This is a genomic window from Clostridium sp. OS1-26 (assembly GCF_030915445.1).
GTDB lineage: Bacteria > Bacillota > Clostridia > Clostridiales > Clostridiaceae > Clostridium_AM.
The window spans coordinates 5,075,122-5,092,335 of sequence record NZ_CP133264.1; the positions used below are offsets into that span (position 1 = coordinate 5,075,122).

Below are 17,214 nucleotides of genomic sequence, written 5' to 3' on the forward strand. Positions count from 1 at the left end.
TTTGATTAACGTATATATTTTATATTTCTGCTCTTCAATAGTCAAACTTAAATACATAAAAAATTTAATATCACCTTAAAACTTAGCTTTCAATAATTATAAGTATAAAAAAATATAGGATTCTATTTTTATTGAATCCTATATCTAAATATATTAATATGGATAGTTGATATTTATGACCTCGTCAAATCCTTCTGAACAATCTATATTAAGATTAGATTTATTATAATTTTTTAATACCTCTTCTGACAATCTATTTTCATCATCTCTTTGCTTATTTCTTCTAAGGCATACATGTAAAGGTGTTAATATTACTATAGCAATTATCTTACTATTATATATTTTCCCCAGCTCTATAAGAGCTTTTCTATTTTTCTTATTAGTATTTGTAGCATCAAAAACTATATTAGTTCTCATTGTTAACCGTTCTTTTATTCTTAAGACAGCAATATCAAATATTTCATTATTTAATTCCTTATTGAACTTCATTGTTCCAGTATATTCTTTTCGGATTTCATCTGTTGAAACCACCACTACACCTTGAGGTTTTAAATATTTTTTTGCATAGAATGATTTTCCTGAACAAGGAATCCCTATAAGAATATAAAATATTGGTGTCTTATTACTTGCTTTATTAAAAAGAATAATATTATTTTTATGTAACATTACTTTTATTCCTCTTATTTTTTAAATTTTATCTTCCATATAGTAATTGTGTTTCGAGAGCTCTATTCTGTTTTCTCAATTGGGTAATTATTTTATTTTTGTATTCACGTCTTATTTTTATGTTAATATATTTTTCTCATGCTACGTAAACGTCAAAAATTTGACGTTTACGTAGGAATAATGATTAAAATGAAGGAGAAATCCTAAAGCCATTGATGATTTTTGTTTTGCAGAGTTTAAAGGTGTGCTTATGAGTATAGAGTGTGTTATTGAAAATAAGTGAATGTGAGAATATGTATTTAAATAAATAGAAATAAGTAAGTAAATAGAGAAGGCATGCTCTTAACTGAAGCTTTAGGTTGTTAAAATAGTTTCTGCTGAGACCATCTATGTATATGTTGCTATCCATAGTTGTACCTGTAGGCGAAGATAAGTATATAAATATATGGTTGAAAGATTAGTTTGTTTTTGCTGAATATTATAGTTATTTTGAATAAAGCGTGATTTGTTTTCATTGAACCATTGCTTACTATCGTAAATACGATTTTCAAAAATAAAATCAAAATATTGTTGAGTAATTGCCATTAATGTACATCACCTCCACATTAACTAAAATAAAGATATTTGTGCTGTCTTAAATGATTTTGCATCACGGTTTGTTACTTTATCTTCCCTGCTTGGCTCTCCAATTAAAATTGACGAATTTTTGTTGTGTTTTCGCATATTATTAATTACTGTATTTTGACTTGTAGTAGCATAACAATATATGCATCCGTGAGAGCAGCAATCATAACTTCCAATATCAACGCTCTCAATACACCCACAAGCAAGACGTTGATTAGCATCTTTCTTTGCATTTATAGGGAAGCCAATAATTTTTTCAACAATACCCTTATCAATGCAAGATGCATGGGTTATGCCATATGCACTAAGGTCAATTTCCTCCGAACAAGTTGACAATGTATATTGATGAGTTTTAGCAATTCTGGAAAAGCCCTCTGCAACACGCTTCATGTTCAGCTCATTTACCTCATAATCTACAATACCTTTTGTACTTTCTCTCACTTTAGCATACAAATCAATAAAGCTAAAAATGCATCTATCAGTATAATCACCCAATACATCTGCCATTTTTCCATATGTATCTAAATGGTATTGGACAGAAAATTCCTTACTTACAATAACAGGATCATAACGCCATACTGCTCGATGTGATCCGATTTTATCACTTAGTCGTTTAAATGTCTCCATAATTTCCTGTTTAGGTGGCAATCCTTTTTCAATCTTTTTGTCATATGGGGTTATTGTAAATTGAAAATAGTATTTATAATCCATAGCATCAATTGTGTTTAATTTACTTAGCATTGGCTTTGCATTCTTTGTCCAAAATACAATGCAATCAACCACATCGGAATTTATCATAACACGACTCGACCGGTTTGGATTTCTTGGATTCTTTATTAAAGCATATCCATCTTTCAGTCGATTAATAAACCAGTCAGAATAAAATGCCGGTATATCTGTACGCCTACTAGCACTGATTATCATTTATTATCATCCTTTCACTTTCTAGTTTTAATGTATCAAACACTAAGCTATCATTTACGTTTCATGCTTCTTATAATTGCTTTTGTCTCTTTATCCACTTGTAAAGACTCAGTAATTTTTTGTAGGGATTTATTAAATGTAAAATCATCTAAGCTATTGTTTTTTAAATATTTCATCGTTGGCTCTGGCAATTTCACATAACAAATAGAAACTGCCCAAGCAACTGCCATTTTCACATAATATCCATTATGTTTTACATTATCTAATAATTTAAGTACCCTGTCTATGTACTCCTTAGTAACGTAAAAATCAAGCAACATTACAACTCCAAAACGAACCCCATATTCTTCCTTGGAAAATAAAAAAGGTTGTATAAAATTCCAAACACGTTCCATGTTATTCTTAGTAAATTTTAAACCAATGCAAAAGCTGTCACAAACAGACCAATTATCAATTTTCGGCACAAAGGCAGCAACATATTGAAGAATTTCTTCAATGTCTGCTTTCGCATAACCTAGTACCATTCCTTGAATCATAACTTCTTCGAAATATTCGCTGTCAGCTGTTGCTATAAACCTGCGCCAATCCTCTTTTGCAATTTCTTTTGCCACTTTGCGAAGTGCAGGCAATCTAACGCCTAAGACATTATTTATATTAGGTAAAAGTGCCGAGGAAAACTTTTTATATTCCTCATCAGCTAATTCAAAGATCTGTTTTCTAATCGTTTTATCCAAAGCTTTACTCCTTTTTTTCTGAACTTGATTTTGGTGGTCTTGTAGAACTTCGCTTACAAGAAATATCTAATAATTCTATCTGCTTATAGACTTCATTCACGTTCTTATTAATTGCATCACAATCAATCCCATTAGCTTTTAGCTCATCCATAATCTCAGCAACAGCTTTTGCATATTTTGCTTTATACTTAGCGTTAATCTCTGTCCAGTTGATTCCTTTAAAGTATTCAGCAATAGAGCGATTCAATTTCAATTTACCTTGTAACATCATCACAGCTATCATCGGGTATCCAGCATAACCGCTCCAATAGGATCCATTATCATTTGAAGTATAGATATCATCCTTCCAAGTAACTATATATTCTTTAGCGTGATTTGAAGATGCTACTTTAGCAGAATTATTGCCTATTACTACACGGTTATCAGCAACAGCACTATAGGCCTCGTATATTTTTTCTATTGGTGGCATTTTATTCATTATTTACGACTCCAATCTATTTATATATTCTTTTACACATGTCTTGCAGAGGCTATACTTCATTCTGCTGCAACAGGTAATTCTTTTTTATTCTGTTTGGAAGTTTTGGTTGTTTTTTTTCTTCATAATTTTTTTCCTTCTCTTCTTTTTTGCTATTGGCTTCTTGCCCACTGCATCTTTGAGATCTAGTGCACCTCCTGCAATTTCCCATAAATAAAGAGATGCTACAGTACAGTAAGGAGAGTAACGCCGTCTATACTTTTCAAATTTCTTTTTATCCACTTTTCTATGATGATACAATATCCTAATCCCACGGTGGATAGCAAGATCATCCCAACTCATAACATTAGGACGCTGCATAGAGAAAGTCATAAGCATTTCAGCTGTCCACACACCGATTCCGTTTAATGCTGAGAGTTGTTTGCAAACTTCGTCATCCGGCAAAGTAGCAAGTTCTTCGATATTCAGTTCACCACTCATTACTTTCTCAGCAGCATCTTTGATATACTTTACTTTTCGCATAGACATACCACACTGTTGCACAGATTCATCGGTTTGAGCAACGATATTTTCAGGGGTTATTTCTCCGAAGCACTCCTTCATTCTATTCCAAATAGTATCCCAAGCTTTCATTGAAATCTGCTGACCAACAATGCTATTCACAAGGGCAGCAAATAAATTAGGAATAATCTGGCGCTCAATCATACCAATTCGATCAATGGCTTCCGCAAGAAATTTATCTTTTTCTTTCAAGTATTTAATTTCAGTTTCACCATATTGAAAAATCGGCATATTTTCCCTTCTTATCTCTTGTACAAACCTCTAAGCAAGCTAATTTCCTCGGCAAACCCTGAGAGTTCATTTGGTGTTTCAAGAAAGAGAGGAATACCCTGAAGCTTTGGATGATTCACAATTCTTGTAATTGCTTCTAAGCCTATAGAGCCCTTGCCAATTTTTTCGTGACGATCTTTATGACTGTTAAAAGGATTTTTACTGTCATTTAAATGAATAGCATAAAGCTTATCAAGTCCAATAATTTTATCAAATTTTTCAAGAATCCCATCTAAATTATTTACAATATCATATCCCCCGTCATAAACGTGACAGGTATCTAGACAAATCCCCATTTTTTCCGAATAAATTACTCTATTCAAGATTAGCTTTAGTTCTTCAAAACGGCATCCGATTTCAGTACCTTTTCCGGCCATTGTTTCAAGTAGAACAATGGTAGTCTGCTCTGGCTTTAATATAATGTTAAGCATATCTGCTATGTAGTCTATACCCATTTCTGTTCCCTGATTAACGTGACTACCAGTGTGAAAATTATAAAGGTTATTAGGAATATATTCCATCCTTACTAAATCATCTGCCATTACATCAAGTGCGAATTTTCTTGTTTTCTCGTCAGCAGAGCAGGCATTTAGGGTGTATGGTGCATGAGCCAAGACCTTTGCAAAATTATTCCCCTTAGCAAGCTCACGGAAAGCATCCACGTCCTTTTCATCTATATCCTTTGCCTTCCCGCCTCTTGGATTACGAGTAAAAAACTGAAAAGTATTTGCACCAATGCTAAGAGTTTCCTCCGCCATATGTCTAAATCCTTTTGATGCAGATAAATGACAACCAATATTAAACATTAATAAATCCTCCTCTATTTCAATTATCTTTATTAATAAATTTTAGAAAGTCTTTTTGGTTTATTTATGTTGAATTTTTGTTTTGCGGTACACCTCAAAAGTGTAACCCATTTTCTTTTTGAATAAGTTTGTAAATGAAGATATACTCCCAAATCCACAGTTTGATGCAATCATCATTAGCGTGTTTTTAGGATTGTCAAGAAGTTCTACAGCTTTTTCAATCCGCAGCTTCTCCACATATTCCTTCGGTGTTGAGCCAATCTGTTTTTGAAATAACTCTATCAATCGTCCCTGTGTCACACCTAGTTCTTTGATTTCAGCAGACATTTTCTTATCATTATTAAAATCAGTATCATATGTTTTTTTAGCTTTTTGAACAATTCTTTTTGCTAACTTTTCATCCGTAAGATCAGGACGACATCTCTTACAAGGGCGAAAACCACTTGCATAAGCTTCTCCAAGGTTATCAAAATATGTTACATTTTTTCTTACAGGAACCCTTGATCTACAGGATGGCCTGCAAAAAATACTAGTTGTTTTTACACCATAAAGAAACTGCTCATCGTAGATTTTATCGCAACTTACGACCGCCTCCCATTTTTCATCGTCTATAAGTGCCATAACATTACCTCCCTATACAAACATTTATCTTTAAATATAAACTATATTAAAAGCCTCCCATTTGAAATACACCAAATTCTTCCATTAGATAACACACCACGCATACCCTCAAAAGTGTCAGCACTAGAATATAGTAATAAACGAGCATCTGCAACAGATGCAAAACCAAAGGTTCTTTTAGGATTCCAATTGGTGTTATACTGTAACCGTCTGCTCATCTGCGCCCACCCTAACAGTGCACCTGTAACAACCCAAGCATCAGGATTACAGTATGTAAACTGTGTTGAAGTTTTAAACCAAGATGCAGATCCTTCTGCCCAGCTAATTTGCGTTGCTACGAAACCGCCCTTTGCTTTCCACATTTCAGAAAGTGCATTTGCAGCATTGATAGCCATACTATCTCGCCCGTGGCCTATTGCAATTGATTTGATTGATGGACGAACCAGTTGAAGCAAGTTGATGAGTGCTGTTAATTCTTGTTCAGTATGTGCTGATGGTATACTAATTTGACGAAGTAGTTCAATATTTTCTTGCCTCAATAAAGGAGAGCTATGTCTAAATTTAAACATTTTTATCTACCTTCCTTTTTTGCTTAGATTTCCATACAGCATATTCCTTTGGCATACAGACAGCACAAGGTCGATAACCAGCAGCGATTGCTGTTTCCTCGTCTGCAAAGAACACTCGATATTTTACATAATATCCTTTAGCAATCGCACGTAATGCAGATGGACAATCCAAACGACCATACAATTTATTCTTACGGTGTCCACCAAATTTTCCTTTTGTTCTACTTTCATATGGCTGTCTGTCAGCACCAATTAAGCTATATGTTTTTGGTCTCATCCACTCAATCACCTCCATTATTCAAATGATAGCTCCCATAGATAAATAGAAGCTACAGATCCATATGATGAATATCTCTCTTTATATTTTTTAAATTCCTCTTTAGTAATGCTCTCTAAACCATAAAGCTTACATATTCCTCTACGAATTGCAATATCACCAAAACTGATAACATCAGGTCGTTTCATTGAATTAATGAGCAGCATTTCGGCAGCCCACTTGCCAATCCCATTAAGAGAGGAAAGTCGTTTAATAACTTCTGCGTCTGATAAATTGTACAATTCACTTAAATTGAGCTTGCCTTGCTCTATTATTTCAGCAATATTTTTTATACACTCTGCCTTCTTCATTGTCATACCACATCTTTGAATTTCATCAGCAGCTAGCTTAGCTATGTTTCGAAGTGTGATTTCACTAAATCCGCTCCTGCATTCTATCCCAAATGGTATGGACTGCTTTAACAGAAATAAGCTGTCCAATGATGGCATAGACTAGAGCTGCGAATAGATCGGTGATAACTATACGTTCAACTTTTCCCAAACGATCCATCGCTGCTCCAAGCGTTTTGTCTCTACTTTTCAGATAATTCATCTCTTTTTCAGCATAGTCAAAATATTTAGTCTTAACATTTTCCATTTGTTTTTTCCACTGCCAGCAGATATTTCTTAACCTCCATTCCACCTGCATATCCAACTAAGCTGCCATTTGCACCAATTACACGATGACAAGGAATAAAGATAAGGATAGGATTCTTGTTATTTGCCATGCCAACTGCACGAGCAGCTTTAGGTTGATTAATGCTTTTTGCAATCTCACCATAACTACGAGTTTCTCCATATGGAATTTCCTGCAATGCCTTCCATACTGTTTGTTGAAAATCTGTGCCTACTGGTGAAAGAGGAAGTTCAAATTCTTTTCTCTTTCCTGAAAGATAGTCTAGCAGTTGTTGCCCTGCTTCTTTCAATAAGTCAGTTTCCACAACTTCAGCATCGCTCGGCAAAGTCTTTTCATTAAAATACAAATTGGTAATTGCAATTCCATTCTCAGCTATACCAATTTTACCGATTTCCGTTTGATAGAAATATACGTTTTTCATTTGTGTTACCTCCTGTTATATTTAGATTTTGTGTTGATATGACTATATAATACTTTATTTTTTAAGCTAAATCTTGTGGAATATCACATTCTAATTCTTAATAAAAATCATTAAATTTTTAAACTAAAAATCTACAGTTATTAATACAAAGTACTGTATTAATAAGAGCTAACTACAAACAAAGTATGGAATCATCCCTGGGAAAAGTGTTAAAGACTGAGAATCCTCAGCCTTTTTTCAGATTAAAAATCAATATTAATTTCAGATTTCTATTCCAAACCATGCTTTCCTTTATATAGATGGTTACATTTCCTTATGTGTTTTTCAAAATGCCCATCTTTCATATATAGACCTAATACTTTTTGCTCAATCCATGGAATAGGACAAAAATATAAACTGTATTTTTCCTCAAATCTCTTTCGGGTTACATTGGGGTATTGTGCCAATTATCTTGGCAAATCTTGCAACAGGTGGAGACCCACTTTATGCAATGGCAGGCGTCTGTGGCTTTGCTCAAGTTGGCGTAGCAGTAGCTATCTTCTTCAAAACAAAGGATAACAAATTAAAAGCACTTTCAGGTTCAGCAATTCTTCCAGGTGCCCTAAGCGGTGTAACAGAACCAATCATTTATGGTTTATTGATGCCATATCGCAAGACATTATTCTATGTAATCATCGGTGGTGCACTAGGTGGTGCAATTAATGGTTCCTTAAATGTAAAAATGATATCATTTGCATTTGCAAGTTTCTTAAGTATTCCTACCAATGCACCAATATTATCATACTGTATAGGTGCAGCTGCAGCCTTTATTACAGCAATTATGTTAACGTTTATTTTAGGTTATGAAACAAAAGAAAAATAAAATTAATTAATATAACTATCAGAGCATATATCGATGTATGCTCTGATCTTTTAGAATAAAAAATTAAGAAGTGAAATATCGTAAGAAAAACAAAACTATTTTTGATATAATTGTGTATAGAGTAAGGAGAGGAGGTAATACCTTATGGAATTGATAGATGAAGAAAAATGGAGAGCTGTTGTAGACTGTGATAGTAAATATGATGGCATATTTTATTATGGCGTTAAAACTACAGGTATTGTTTGTAGACCGTCCTGTAAGTCAAAAGAACCGAAGAGAAACAATGTCTTGTTCTTTGATAATATAGAAGATGCTTATGCTATCGGTTTGCGTCCTTGTAAAAGATGTAGACCTGAATTAATTGAATTTAATCCAATAGCTGATTTAGCAAAGAAGACAAAGCATATTTATGACACCTATTATGCTGATAGAGGAAACCTCCTGTTGCAAATAAGTAAATTGAGTATTAGTCAAAATCATCTAATTAATATATTTCGTGAACAATACAATATGACACCAGTTGAATATGTAAACAAAGTCCGAATAGAAAAAGCCAAGGAATTGCTTACTGGAAGTGAGTACAATATTTTAAACATTGCTTTTCAATGCGGATTTGGCAGTTTATCTACCTTTTATGAATTTTTTAAAAAGGAAGTAGGATTCCCACCAAAAGAATATCGTAAAATAAACGGCCTATTAAAAGAAAGTTCTTAATTATAAACAGCGCATGAAAACCATAGCTTGACCTTTATGCCCTGTTTATAATTATATCTGGAAGCAATGGACAAATGGGGAAAGTACTTTGTAGATACCTTTATGAGTTTAAATCATACATCTCAAAAATAAATAAGGTTATCGCTGATTATTAATCAACGATAACCTTGTTTATGAGCCATTGAATGGACTATTCCAAGTGTAGCATTAGAAACTGACATTCCAGCTAAGCATTGAGCTACATGCATATCTTTTCTATCTTGTTCTTCTCCATTAAATGATTTAGCTAAACTATCAACAATCATTTCTATTGATTTTATAGCTAGTGCATCAGTGAACGGGTTTCTAGCAGTTGAAACATAAGCCTCAAAAGAATGGGTTAAAGCATCCATTCCGCTATCATCAATTAATGTCTTAGGCATGTTTTTCACTAAGTTCGTGTCAACTATAGCAACATCTGGAGTTATATTATAGTCAGCGTTTTGTGCCCTTAAACACAAGTATTAGTATAAGCCTATTCATTTCTTAAAAAAAGGAGGCACTTTTTGGTAGTACGGTTTCAAAAAGGTAGGAAATATGTATTTATAATAAAAGAAAATTTTTTTACATTTTCTATACATCAGAACAAACTTATAATTTTGATCTAACCATAACATATAAGTATTACCTCATATGTTATAGTTATCTCTAATCCTTGCAATATCTATAATGTGCAACATATGAGTTTCATTAGTAATGATAAATTTCTAATCCTCTAACCCCTTTAAACATCTATGCTCTAAAATAACATATAAGTAACTTTCCCTCATATGTCACTTCTCTCTATCCATTTATATACAAATGTTCTAAAGCATTTATATTTTTGTACATTCAAATAATGATAACCAGACCCAGGAGGAGCTACCACCAAAACATTTTTTTCATCAGTATAAACTGCATTTCTCTGATAATCATCTAAATTTCCGTCTTTAAACATAGTTTTCTCCCTTTATATATTTTAAGCATACATTATATGATAAACCCTATTATATAATTATATCAAATAAATTTTAAATATATTGTATAATACATTCTTAGTTTTTTTACACTATTGTAATAATATTAGTAAAGTATTACAATATTTATATATATATGATTGTTAACATTTATTGATTTTACTAAAACAAATAAGGGAGATTTAACTATGGAATTCATAAAAAATTTTGACGTAAGAAATGGAAGAAATCTTACTATGTTAGTTGATTTCTACGAACTTACAATGGGGAATGGATATTTAGAAAGTGAAGTTGGAAATAAAACAGCTTATTTTGATATGTTTTTTAGAAGGGTTCCTGACGACGGAGGATATTGTATTATGGCAGGTGTTCAACAGATAATTGAATATCTTTCAAATCTAGAGTTCTCTGCTGAAGATATAGAATATTTAAAAAGTAAAAACATCTTCTCTGAAAAGTTTTTAAACTATTTGAGAAATTTTAAATTCTGCTGCGATGTGTGGGCTGTTCCTGAAGGAAATCCAGTATTTCCGAATGAGCCTTTAGTTGTTGTAAAAGGCCCTGCTATTCAAGCTCAGTTTGTTGAAACAATGATTCTTTTAACTGTAAATCATCAAACATTAATTGCTACAAAAGCTAATAGAATCTGTAGAGCTGCTGAGGGAAAAGCTGTAATGGAGTTTGGTTCTAGAAGAGCTCAAGGATATGATGGAGCAATTTATGGAGCAAGAGCTGCCGCTATTGGCGGATGTAATTCTACAGCATGTGCAATCGCTGAGCAAATGTTTGGTATACCAGCAGTTGGTACTATGGCTCATAGTTGGATACAACTTTTCCCAGATGAATATGAAGCCTTTAAAGCATGGGCCGAGGTTTATCCAGATAACTGTACTCTTCTTATAGATACATATAATGTATTAAAATCTGGTTTACCTAATGCTATAAAGGTTTTCAATGAAGTTTTATTACCTAAAGGTTATAGACCAAAAGGTATAAGATTAGACAGTGGAGATATTACCTACTTATCAAAAAGTGTAGAGAAATACTTGATGAGGCTGGATTTAGTGATGTAAACATTGTTGTGTCCAACTCTCTTGACGAATTTATTATAAGAGATGTATTAAGTCAGGGAGCGGTAATTGACTCTTTTGGAGTTGGTGAAAGACTTATAACTGCAAAATCAGAACCTGTATTTGGAGGAGTTTATAAGCTTGCTGCTGTAGAAGATAATGATGGCACTATAATTCCTAAAATAAAGATAAGCGAAAATGAAGAAAAAATAACTAATCCTGGCTTTAAGAAAATCTACAGAATATTCGATAAATCAAATAATAAAGCTATAGCAGATTTAATAACTCTTGCTGAAGAAAATATAGATGAAAGTAATCCTATAGAATTATTTAACCCTGTTTACACATGGAAAAAGAAAAAAATTAAGGATTACTATGTAAAAGAACTTTTAGTAAAAATCTTTGATAAAGGCAATCTAGTGTACGAAAGCCCTGATGTAATGGAAATTAGAAAAATTGTTCAAGAAGAAACAGAAAAATTATGGCCTGAAGTTTTAAGATTTGAAAATCCTCATAATTACTATGTAGATTTATCAAGAAAACTTTGGGATCTAAAAGAAGCGCTACTTCATAAGTACTCCAGCAAGTACGTTGAATAAAATTTAATTTATAATAAAAGGACAGAAAATAAATAGTCTGTCCTTTTATTATGCTAAAAAAATTGATTTCTTTCTTCGAAAAATGACTTTCCTATAAATGGAAAATCTTTTTCATATAATTCTACTAAATCATTTCTATTTCCTAATGCTTCACATGAATATTGAGAGACTTTTTTGAAAGGGCAAATTCCTCCAGTATCCTTATAGTTATATAGAGCACATCCTTTAAAGCACTCTACATCCTTATCATAAGTTGATAAAAATGGGCATTCATCCATAGTCAACACCTTCTCCCCAAAAGATATAATTCAAGCTAACCTTATTATACAATAACAAATTAGAAAATTGAATATAATTTACTAAATTTTTAAAATTTTCTTATGTCTACTTTAAAGTTTTCTAAATATAATAAATTGAATATAATATACTTAAATGATATAATTTTGTAGTGATATACGTTCATACCCTATACAACTATTAGGTATGAACGTATATAAAGTATACTACACATTTTTAAAAGGAGCATTGCTATGAACAAAGGATGTAATGTTATGAAAATACGTAACAAAGAGTACACTTGTTCAATGGAGTTAACATTGGACATTATAGGAGGAAAGTGGAAGACACTTATACTATGGCATTTAGGTGTTGGCGGAACCAAAAGATTCAGTGAAGTTAAAAAAGCCCTTCCTGGAATTACGCAGAAAATGTTAACTCAACAGTTAAGAGAACTAGAAGCAGACGGCATGATAAATAGGAAAATTTATGCTCAGGTACCTCCAAAAGTAGAATACTCCTTGACTGAGGAAGGACAAAGCCTTATGCCTATCTTAGGTACTATGTGTAAATGGGGCAAAGATTATTATGATAAATACGAAGCTAAATAAGTAGTACAACTATTTACTACTTATTTTTTATTTTTGGTTAAACTATTATCATCAAACCTATGAAAGGAGTTGTTATTATGTATTTGACAAGTATCTCCCTCTCCTATTTTATTTTAGGAGTTGCTATAGCAGCTATTGCAGCTTATTTGTATTTTAAATTGTTAGTTACTAAAACCTCTCCTGAAAGCCCTCAGAAAGATAAAATAATCCGCCAGATGAAAGATCCTGAAAGCTGGAGAATAAAAAACGGAAGAATGGCTAATGTATGTATGTTTTGGTTTATAATTTCTATAATAATTTATGCTTCTATAAAATTTTTATTTAAAGTGCAACTGATTTCAATAATATATTTATTAATATATGCAGTTCTCATAGTTCTATCCTTTATATTTGCTGCAAGAGTACAGAAGAAGGCATCTGCATAAGATTGCCTTCTTTAAATTTTTATATATTTCTTTTTATTATATCCACAAAAGATTTTATAATTAATGCTGTAAATCCCCATATTATATGATTATCATATTTATAAAAGTACTCTGGCATTTTACCACTTCTAAATTTATAATTTTTCCCATTTCTTATAAGATGATAAGGAAATTCGCTTCCTGGCTCTGGTATTATTGAAAGTTCATGCAACATAGGCGAATCTTCTAAAAAGAATTCTAGAGGCACCTTAAAAATATGATCAACTTCAGCTTTATTAGGCTCTATTTCAGACTTATTTGTTTTAGCTATAAAGGGATATATCATGAAATTATATGGTGTAACAATATAATCCATACTTCCTATAAATTCTATGTCTTCTCTTTTAAGATTTAATTCCTCCATTGTTTCTCTTATTGAGGCTTTTTCTGGAGATTCTCCTTTCTCTAGCTTACCTCCTGGAAGGCATATATCTCCTGGTTGATGTCTTAAATTCAAAGCCCTAACTTCAAAAATCACATTAGTTTTACCATTATCTTCGCAAAGCAAAATCATTACTGCACTTTTCTTGTATGGTCCTATTATTCCAGCTTCTCTATTAGCAAATATATTTTGTATTTTATCTAACATAAATGAATGTCCTCCTTAATATTAAGTAATTTTAAATTATAGCTCAATTGCTTTTACATAGTAACCTTATATATAAAATTTAACGGATTTAGCTCAATATAGTCGATTGTCAAATTTTATTGTAAGTGATATACTGAAAAATGTCATGCTTTAATTATAATATTTTCAGTAAAATATGTACACAAATTTACGGTAAATGGAGAGATGAACATTGAAACAAAGAAAACTATCTATTTTGCTAATTTTTATTTTTATACTTTCCTTAAATATTAATGTATTTGCCGCTGGCGACAGCCAAAAAACTGAACCACAAATTTATGGTAAAGCCGCTGTTACAATAGATATGCAAACTGGTGAAATCATATATTCTAAGGATATAGACAAGCAGATGTATCCTGCTAGTACTACTAAGCTTTTAACAGCTCTTCTTCTTGCAGAGAATAAGAATAAAACAGATATGCTTACATATACACAAGATGCAAAAGCTCAGCCTGAGTACTCTTTAAGTGTAAACCTTCACCCTATAGCTGTAGGTGAAAAAATGTCTGCAGATAATGCAATGGATGGACTTTTGTTGTATTCTGGTAATGATGTTGCCTATATGATTGCAGATAATATAGGTAAAGATGCCAAAGATTTTTCAGACAAAATGAATGAAAAAATTAAACAATTAAATTTGAGTAATACTCATTTTGTTACACCTAACGGATTACATGATCCAAATCACTATACAACTGCCTATGATTTAAGTGTTATAGCTCGTGCAGCTTTCCAAAACCCTTGGGTTAAGGAATCTATGGGAAAGCTTAAGAGCACTATCAAAACCTCTAGTGGAACTACTTATCTTATAGAAAATAGAAATAAGCTGCTTGGAACGGATGGCTGCATAGGTGGAAAGACTGGATATACTGTGCCTGCTGGAAGATGTTTAGTAGCAATTTATGATAGAGGTGGTAGAAAAATACTAGGTGTTGTAATGAATTCCGTATACGATCAAAACGATGCTTTTGTATTTGATGATATGAAGAAAGTGATAGACTGGAGCTATGCTGCGAAGCCTGTGAGCCTGCACACAAAAGATTCAGTTATAACTACTAAGACAGTTAAATATAAGCCATTAGTATTTATAGGACCTGAAAAGTCTATAGATGTTCCAATAACTATTAAAGAAGATATTAATTATTATGATAATGCAACAAATAAAAAAGACTTAAAAGAAGTTGTTAACTTAAATGATATAAAAGTTTCTAACCTAAAGGGAACTGACCCTATTGGTACATTAACAATTAAAGAGAGAAGTGCATCTAGAGATTATAAATTATATTCTGCTTTACCTAAAGGAGCTTTAATGAAAAATAACTTACCTATTTATGGAGTTGCCTTACTAGCAGTGCTAGCTTCCCTAGGAGTTATAGCCTTTGCAGTAAAGAAGATACTAGATATAAAGAGAAAGAGACGAAGAGGAAAATATACATGGTAAAAGGAGTGTTAATTCACTCCTTTTTACTTTTCTAATGAAATCATACTTTCAATTAGCTATAGTGTTACAAAGACGAAAATTGACTTACACCCCGGACTATGTTTCCAAGCTTCAGTCCGTTAAGCAGAGAGCCAAAATCTATGATTTTGTGCGAGTCGCTTACTCCTCTGACATAAGGAAGAGGAGTTTCATATAACATAAGTCGCTATGCTCAGTCAGACCAACTTATCAATTAGCATTGACAAGTCGCTCGTGAAAAGCCATTTAGGCTCTTCACCAACTCGAAGGTGCTAAGGTTGTCTTAAAACCCTTCACTAAGACTGACACAAAGTTTTTAAATCTACCTTCAGCTTTGGAAACATAGCCCTTTGTGTAAGTCAATTTTCTAATTTAAAGCCCTATATGTTACTTTAATACATCCTCTATAAACTTTCCATTTTCATAGAAAAGCTCGCCGTCAGCATAAATTTTGCCACCATTTCTCATATCACAAAGCATATCCCAATGTATATTTGATTTATTTTTACCACCGGCATCGGCCATGGAATCTCCTATAGCCATATGAACTGTTCCACCGATTTTCTCATCAAACAGCATATTCCTTGTGAATTTTTGTATGCCATAATTTGTTCCTATAGCTACTTCCCCAAATCTTGAGGCTCCTTCATCTATGGAAAGTAATTTTTGAAGCAATTCCTCTCCTTTTTTAGCTGTAGCCTTAATTACCTTTCCATCTTTCACTTCAAGTCTTATACCTTCAATTTCTTTTCCCATATAAATGCCTGGAAAGCTAAAAGTAATATAGCCATTTATTTTATCCTCTACTGGAGAAGTGAATATCTCTCCATCTGGAAAGTTAACTCTTCCATCACAATTGATCCATTTTCTATTTTCAATATTTACACTTATATCAGTCTCATCAGAAATTATATGCAGTTCCTTCTTTTTATCTAAGTATTTTACCCATCTCTCCTGTTCTTTACTTATTCTTTTCCATTCTGCAACGGGGTCTTCCACATCTAAAAGACCTGCACCATACACAAAGTCCTCATATTCTTCTAGGCTCATTAGGGCCTCTTGTGCATCTGCATAGGTAGGATATTGAGTACCACACCATCTAAGGGAACCCTCTCCTGTACGCTCAGAATAAACTTTTCTCCAGCTAGAAGCTCCTTTAGCAGCTAACTGTAACTTATCTGCTGGTACATTTGAGTTAACTCTGGTATTTCTTGTTGCCCAAGCTGTAAGCCATACATCCGCTTTTTCCAAAGCTGTTCTTTGTATGAAGTACTCTTCTTCAAGCTGTTTTTCACTACTGTACTTTAGTTTTATGTTTTTAACTTCATGAGATTCAAGCATGGTTTCTACGTGTGCCCCTGCTTTTATAGCTTCCTTAACTACTTCTCTCATCCAAGGCTCGGCTATATCTTCACAGCCAACTAACACAAAATCTCCTTCTTTTACTTCAGTAGAATAATTCACTAAAAGTTTTGCAAGTTTGTTAAGTCTCTTATCTCCCATTTCTATATCCTCCTATTGTTTTATTTAAATATTAACAGAGTTCTTGGCATCATATAGAATTTTAATTCAATACGATGCTTAGAAATCGTTATCCAGGGACGTAGCCGATCTTTACTCCCACTAAAAAACACAAATATTTCAAATCCCAAATATGCACCCAAATATATAATTTTGGGATGATCGCTTATACAGAGTACCTGTGGGAGTATTAGAGCGGGTAGTCATCGGATAAATTTTACCACAATATACAAAATAATTTAAGTCGTTTGCTATAATATTATTTTTATTATTTACTAAAATTATATTAGTCATATAAACACAAGCTTTATAGTAACTTAAAAATTTTAATGGACTAGGCTTTGAAAATATAGGCTAGTGAAGAAGTCAAATAGCAAAATTTAATATAT

21 protein-coding genes and 2 pseudogenes are annotated in these 17,214 nt (G+C 32.5%); 6 read left to right on the top strand and 17 right to left on the bottom strand.

What is annotated here, in order from left to right; translation table 11 throughout:
- Positions 1 to 153: 153 nt before the first annotated feature.
- From RCG18_RS25150 to RCG18_RS25205, 12 genes are all read right to left on the bottom strand, one after another.
- Positions 154 to 666 carry an ATP-binding protein gene (locus RCG18_RS25150; RefSeq protein WP_308038713.1) on the bottom strand — a complete coding sequence of 171 codons (513 nt, stop codon included), beginning with the start codon at positions 664 to 666 and terminating at the stop codon, positions 154 to 156.
- Between the two features lie 609 nt (positions 667 to 1,275).
- Positions 1,276 to 2,214: a DUF1848 domain-containing protein gene (locus tag RCG18_RS25155; RefSeq protein ID WP_308038714.1), complete on the bottom strand. Its 939-nt coding sequence runs from the start codon at positions 2,212 to 2,214 to the stop codon at positions 1,276 to 1,278.
- A gap of 50 nt (positions 2,215 to 2,264) precedes the next feature.
- Entirely contained in the window at positions 2,265 to 2,948 is a 684-nt protein-coding gene (locus RCG18_RS25160; protein WP_308038715.1) for a DNA alkylation repair protein, read from the bottom strand.
- A gap of 4 nt (positions 2,949 to 2,952) precedes the next feature.
- Positions 2,953 to 3,426 (bottom strand): hypothetical protein, encoded by a 474-nt coding sequence (locus RCG18_RS25165; protein ID WP_308038716.1) that lies wholly within the window; start codon positions 3,424 to 3,426, stop codon positions 2,953 to 2,955.
- An 87-nt stretch (positions 3,427 to 3,513) separates the two neighbouring features.
- Entirely contained in the window at positions 3,514 to 4,218 is a 705-nt protein-coding gene (locus RCG18_RS25170) for a DNA-3-methyladenine glycosylase (protein WP_308038717.1), read from the bottom strand.
- Positions 4,219 to 4,229: 11 nt separating this feature from the next.
- Complete coding sequence (locus RCG18_RS25175) at positions 4,230 to 5,063, bottom strand: deoxyribonuclease IV (RefSeq protein WP_308038718.1); 834 nt, start codon at positions 5,061 to 5,063, stop codon at positions 4,230 to 4,232.
- Positions 5,064 to 5,123: 60 nt separating this feature from the next.
- A complete protein-coding gene (locus RCG18_RS25180; RefSeq protein ID WP_308038719.1) occupies positions 5,124 to 5,684 on the bottom strand; it encodes an Ada metal-binding domain-containing protein in 561 nt (186 codons plus the stop codon).
- Between the two features lie 41 nt (positions 5,685 to 5,725).
- Positions 5,726 to 6,223, bottom strand: coding sequence for a hypothetical protein (locus RCG18_RS25185; protein ID WP_308038720.1), 498 nt, complete (start codon positions 6,221 to 6,223; stop codon positions 5,726 to 5,728).
- A 22-nt stretch (positions 6,224 to 6,245) separates the two neighbouring features.
- Positions 6,246 to 6,530 carry an Ada metal-binding domain-containing protein gene (locus RCG18_RS25190; RefSeq protein WP_308038721.1) on the bottom strand — a complete coding sequence of 95 codons (285 nt, stop codon included), beginning with the start codon at positions 6,528 to 6,530 and terminating at the stop codon, positions 6,246 to 6,248.
- Positions 6,531 to 6,547: 17 nt separating this feature from the next.
- A complete protein-coding gene (locus tag RCG18_RS25195) occupies positions 6,548 to 7,018 on the bottom strand; it encodes a hypothetical protein (RefSeq protein ID WP_308038722.1) in 471 nt (156 codons plus the stop codon).
- On the bottom strand, positions 6,945 to 7,166 hold the full coding sequence (locus tag RCG18_RS25200; protein WP_308038723.1) for a hypothetical protein: 222 nt from the start codon (positions 7,164 to 7,166) through the stop codon (positions 6,945 to 6,947). The genes RCG18_RS25195 and RCG18_RS25200 overlap by 74 nt, the downstream gene beginning before the upstream one ends.
- Positions 7,153 to 7,626 (bottom strand): methylated-DNA--[protein]-cysteine S-methyltransferase, encoded by a 474-nt coding sequence (locus RCG18_RS25205; protein WP_308038724.1) that lies wholly within the window; start codon positions 7,624 to 7,626, stop codon positions 7,153 to 7,155. The genes RCG18_RS25200 and RCG18_RS25205 overlap by 14 nt, the downstream gene beginning before the upstream one ends.
- Positions 7,627 to 8,038: 412 nt before the next feature.
- On the opposite strand from RCG18_RS25205, the gene RCG18_RS25210 reads away from it, so the two are divergent.
- A complete protein-coding gene (locus tag RCG18_RS25210) occupies positions 8,039 to 8,488 on the top strand; it encodes a PTS transporter subunit EIIC (protein WP_374119169.1) in 450 nt (149 codons plus the stop codon).
- A 144-nt stretch (positions 8,489 to 8,632) separates the two neighbouring features.
- Positions 8,633 to 9,202 (top strand): Ada metal-binding domain-containing protein, encoded by a 570-nt coding sequence (locus RCG18_RS25215; protein WP_308038726.1) that lies wholly within the window; start codon positions 8,633 to 8,635, stop codon positions 9,200 to 9,202.
- Between the two features lie 164 nt (positions 9,203 to 9,366).
- Here RCG18_RS25215 and RCG18_RS25220 read toward each other — a convergent pair.
- Together RCG18_RS25220 and RCG18_RS25225 are read right to left on the bottom strand one after the other, a co-directional pair.
- Positions 9,367 to 9,681, bottom strand: a pseudogene (locus RCG18_RS25220) (iron-containing alcohol dehydrogenase); the annotation flags it as partial.
- A 326-nt stretch (positions 9,682 to 10,007) separates the two neighbouring features.
- Complete coding sequence (locus RCG18_RS25225) at positions 10,008 to 10,178, bottom strand: hypothetical protein (protein ID WP_308038729.1); 171 nt, start codon at positions 10,176 to 10,178, stop codon at positions 10,008 to 10,010.
- Between the two features lie 207 nt (positions 10,179 to 10,385).
- Here RCG18_RS25225 and RCG18_RS25230 point away from each other — a divergent pair.
- A pseudogene (locus tag RCG18_RS25230) lies at positions 10,386 to 11,866 on the top strand (nicotinate phosphoribosyltransferase).
- A gap of 53 nt (positions 11,867 to 11,919) precedes the next feature.
- Here RCG18_RS25230 and RCG18_RS25235 read toward each other — a convergent pair.
- Entirely contained in the window at positions 11,920 to 12,144 is a 225-nt protein-coding gene (locus RCG18_RS25235; RefSeq protein ID WP_308038730.1) for a hypothetical protein, read from the bottom strand.
- Between the two features lie 252 nt (positions 12,145 to 12,396).
- Between RCG18_RS25235 and RCG18_RS25240 the strand changes: the two genes are divergently transcribed.
- A complete protein-coding gene (locus tag RCG18_RS25240) occupies positions 12,397 to 12,753 on the top strand; it encodes a helix-turn-helix domain-containing protein (RefSeq protein ID WP_308038731.1) in 357 nt (118 codons plus the stop codon).
- A gap of 77 nt (positions 12,754 to 12,830) precedes the next feature.
- Entirely contained in the window at positions 12,831 to 13,178 is a 348-nt protein-coding gene (locus RCG18_RS25245; RefSeq protein ID WP_308038732.1) for a hypothetical protein, read from the top strand.
- Between the two features lie 19 nt (positions 13,179 to 13,197).
- On the opposite strand, the gene RCG18_RS25250 is transcribed toward RCG18_RS25245, so the two are convergent.
- Positions 13,198 to 13,806, bottom strand: coding sequence for a CoA pyrophosphatase (locus tag RCG18_RS25250; RefSeq protein ID WP_308038733.1), 609 nt, complete (start codon positions 13,804 to 13,806; stop codon positions 13,198 to 13,200).
- Between the two features lie 211 nt (positions 13,807 to 14,017).
- Here RCG18_RS25250 and RCG18_RS25255 point away from each other — a divergent pair, with 211 nt between their 5' ends.
- Positions 14,018 to 15,286, top strand: coding sequence for a D-alanyl-D-alanine carboxypeptidase family protein (locus RCG18_RS25255; RefSeq protein WP_308038734.1), 1,269 nt, complete (start codon positions 14,018 to 14,020; stop codon positions 15,284 to 15,286).
- A gap of 405 nt (positions 15,287 to 15,691) precedes the next feature.
- On the opposite strand, the gene RCG18_RS25260 is transcribed toward RCG18_RS25255, so the two are convergent.
- Positions 15,692 to 16,807: an aminopeptidase gene (locus RCG18_RS25260; RefSeq protein ID WP_308038735.1), complete on the bottom strand. Its 1,116-nt coding sequence runs from the start codon at positions 16,805 to 16,807 to the stop codon at positions 15,692 to 15,694.
- Positions 16,808 to 17,214: the final 407 nt, after the last annotated feature.

Coding starts and splice junctions, on each gene's coding strand:
- RCG18_RS25150 (WP_308038713.1), bottom strand. CDS start 666: ATGTTACATAAAAATAATATTATTCTTTTTAATAAAGCAAGTAATAAG.
- RCG18_RS25155 (WP_308038714.1), bottom strand. CDS start 2,214: ATGATAATCAGTGCTAGTAGGCGTACAGATATACCGGCATTTTATTCT.
- RCG18_RS25165 (WP_308038716.1), bottom strand. CDS start 3,426: ATGAATAAAATGCCACCAATAGAAAAAATATACGAGGCCTATAGTGCT.
- RCG18_RS25170 (WP_308038717.1), bottom strand. CDS start 4,218: ATGCCGATTTTTCAATATGGTGAAACTGAAATTAAATACTTGAAAGAA.
- RCG18_RS25175 (WP_308038718.1), bottom strand. CDS start 5,063: ATGTTTAATATTGGTTGTCATTTATCTGCATCAAAAGGATTTAGACAT.
- RCG18_RS25180 (WP_308038719.1), bottom strand. CDS start 5,684: ATGGCACTTATAGACGATGAAAAATGGGAGGCGGTCGTAAGTTGCGAT.
- RCG18_RS25190 (WP_308038721.1), bottom strand. CDS start 6,530: ATGAGACCAAAAACATATAGCTTAATTGGTGCTGACAGACAGCCATAT.
- RCG18_RS25195 (WP_308038722.1), bottom strand. CDS start 7,018: ATGCCATCATTGGACAGCTTATTTCTGTTAAAGCAGTCCATACCATTT.
- RCG18_RS25200 (WP_308038723.1), bottom strand. CDS start 7,166: ATGGAAAATGTTAAGACTAAATATTTTGACTATGCTGAAAAAGAGATG.
- RCG18_RS25205 (WP_308038724.1), bottom strand. CDS start 7,626: ATGAAAAACGTATATTTCTATCAAACGGAAATCGGTAAAATTGGTATA.
- RCG18_RS25215 (WP_308038726.1), top strand. CDS start 8,633: ATGGAATTGATAGATGAAGAAAAATGGAGAGCTGTTGTAGACTGTGAT.
- RCG18_RS25225 (WP_308038729.1), bottom strand. CDS start 10,178: ATGTTTAAAGACGGAAATTTAGATGATTATCAGAGAAATGCAGTTTAT.
- RCG18_RS25235 (WP_308038730.1), bottom strand. CDS start 12,144: ATGGATGAATGCCCATTTTTATCAACTTATGATAAGGATGTAGAGTGC.
- RCG18_RS25240 (WP_308038731.1), top strand. CDS start 12,397: ATGAACAAAGGATGTAATGTTATGAAAATACGTAACAAAGAGTACACT.
- RCG18_RS25245 (WP_308038732.1), top strand. CDS start 12,831: ATGTATTTGACAAGTATCTCCCTCTCCTATTTTATTTTAGGAGTTGCT.
- RCG18_RS25250 (WP_308038733.1), bottom strand. CDS start 13,806: ATGTTAGATAAAATACAAAATATATTTGCTAATAGAGAAGCTGGAATA.
- RCG18_RS25260 (WP_308038735.1), bottom strand. CDS start 16,807: ATGGGAGATAAGAGACTTAACAAACTTGCAAAACTTTTAGTGAATTAT.